Here is a 2,538-nt window from a genome sequence, read left to right as displayed (position 1 = left end):
GACGTGATAGATTTTATAATGTACAAAGAGAACTGCACCAAACATGAAGCGATAAAGAAAGCCGAGCAGATGATAAACGGAGAAACCAAACCCGGAGCGGAACTAACAAGAGCAGCGGTACTCACCAAAATGTTTACCTACTTCAAAAACGCCATATACAACAGCAAACCGGTACAGGAATACTTACAGCAAAGGAACCTGGATTACCAGAAAACGGAAGTCGGTTACAACAGCGGCCAGTTCCATCACGGGAATAGGAAAGACCAACATCTGATTGAAAGCTGTTTGAAATACGGACTGTTACAAGACAAAGGCCATGTAAACAACCGCACCGGGGAAAAGCATACAGTCCCTTTGGCAAATGGGGTGTAGTGTTCCCGTTACGCAACCAACAAAACCAGATCGTGAGCCTGTATTTTAGAAGCACAAAGAATGAGGATAAAGCAAAACACTACTACCTGAAAGACCGGCAGGGCCTTTACCCGAAATACCCTGCTCCCAACACCAAAAAGCTGATACTGACCGAGGCCATTATAGACGCAGCGACACTATTACAGCAAGAGCAAATCACCAAAGAACATGAAATACTATCCCTTTACGGCACCAACGGACTGACGGAAGAACACATAAAAGCCATCCGGGAACTGGAACAGTTAGAAGAAGTGATATTGTTCTTTGATGGTGATGCAGCCGGAGAAAAAGCAGCGGAAAAATACAGTGCCGAGCTCCACCAACTGAAACCAAACATTACCATTAGTAAAGTCCCCACACCGGAAAAAGAGGATATCAATAGCTTACTGGACGGCCACAGCCCGGAAATATTAGCCCAACTGATTGAAGATAGAACAGCTTTTGTTTTTTCAAATGGGGAAACTTCAAATGAAGTCGAGAGCCTCGACACGCAAATAAAACCAGTTGAAAAAGAAACCCGGAGCGGATCAGCTACCAGGACAATCAAATGACGGTTACCGTCTGGGGCGGGATAGAAAAAGAGAACCTGAGCAGATTAAGAGTGAGTTTACATATAAAGAATAAAGAGAACCGTTACAAGACTTTTAGGGATGATGTGAATTTATACAGCCACTCTGCCGTAAAGAAACTGGTACAAAACGCATCGGAAACCTTAGAGCTTCCCACCACCCAAATAGAAAAGACCATAACGGAACTGACCGAACAGTTAGAAGCCTACCGCATGGAAGAAAGAGCCCTGCAAATACAGGCACTCAAACCCAAGCAATACGAAATGACCCCGGAGGAAGTGCGAGCCGCACAGGCATTTTTAAAAGAAAAGAAGCTCGTTAAAAAGACTTTGAATCAGATCCAGCAAAGCGGACTGGTAGGAGAACAAAAAAACGGGCTGATGCTGTTCTTTTTGTACTTATCGAGATTAACAGACGAACCATTGCACGCCATCATCTTTGGAAAATCCGGAAGCGGAAAAACCTATTTACAAAAGCGTATCAGCGAATGTTTACCCGAAGAATCGGTAAGAACCATCACCAGTTTAACCGAAAACACCCTTTATTACTCGGCCAAAGGCTTCTGGCAGCACAAACTATTACTGATAGAAGATTTAGAAGGCGTTTACCAGGCATTTTTACCGCTTAGGGAATTTATGAGCAACCAGAGCATTAGCAAGCTGACAACGGATAAAGACGCCAAAGGCAACAACGTACAAAAGTGCTGACCGTGGAAGGTCCGATATGCGTAAGCGGAGCCACCACCAAAGAAAGCATTTATGAGGATAACGCCAACCGGTCTTTTTTGCTGCACATAGATGAAAGCCCCGGCCACCTTGACAAAGTGATGGAATACCAAAGAAAAACCAAAGCCGGGATGATTAACGAAAAGCAACAGGAACAGGCAAAGCAAATCCTGAAAAATACTCAAAGACTATTGCAGAATATCAAAGTCATTAACCCTTACGCCATGGAGCTACGCATACCGGAACTGGTTTTTAAGAAGCTGCGGACGAATATGCACTACCTGAAATTAATAGAGATTATCACCTTTTACCACCAGGCACAAAGACAGGTCAAAAAAAGCAGCACTGGAACCGCTTACATAGAAACCACCCTGAGCGACATTGAAACGGCCAACTGGCTGGTAAAAGAAAGCCTGCTCAGAAAATCAGACGAACTAAACGGAGAGCTGCGCCAGTTCTTTGAACGGCTGAAAAGTACGGTTGCCGAAGGGCAAAGCTTTTACAACAAGCAGATCAGGGAAGCCTTTAGAATGAACAGAATGCAGGTCAACCGTTACCTGAGAAACCTTGAAGGCATGGGCTATCTGGAACAAAAAGGAGGCAACCGCAAACAAGGCTTTGAATACCAGGTTTGCAGCTATGCAGAATACGAGCAGTTAAAAGCCGGAATAGATGTACTGGACGAAAACCTGAACAAAATCAAAGCGAAGTGTAACGGTAAGAAAACGGAAGAAATTAAGTGTAACACCAGTGTAACAGAAGTGTAACACAGGTAATCTGTTCAGAAAAAAGCCTTAAAATCAACCGCTTATGGGCAAGTGTAACAGTGTAAC

2 pseudogenes are annotated in these 2,538 nt (G+C 44.0%); both read left to right on the top strand.

Features of this window, described 5'->3' with window-relative positions:
- Nucleotides 1-129 precede the first annotated feature (129 nt).
- Nucleotides 130-962, top strand: a pseudogene (locus J4G02_21400) (toprim domain-containing protein).
- A gap of 653 nt (nucleotides 963-1,615) precedes the next feature.
- Nucleotides 1,616-2,472 (top strand): annotated as a pseudogene (locus J4G02_21395) (hypothetical protein).
- Nucleotides 2,473-2,538: the final 66 nt, after the last annotated feature.

It is taken from the genome of Candidatus Poribacteria bacterium, assembly GCA_021295755.1.
Lineage (GTDB): Bacteria > Poribacteria > WGA-4E > WGA-4E > PCPOR2b > PCPOR2b.
This window is presented reverse-complemented; position numbering and strand designations above follow the sequence as displayed.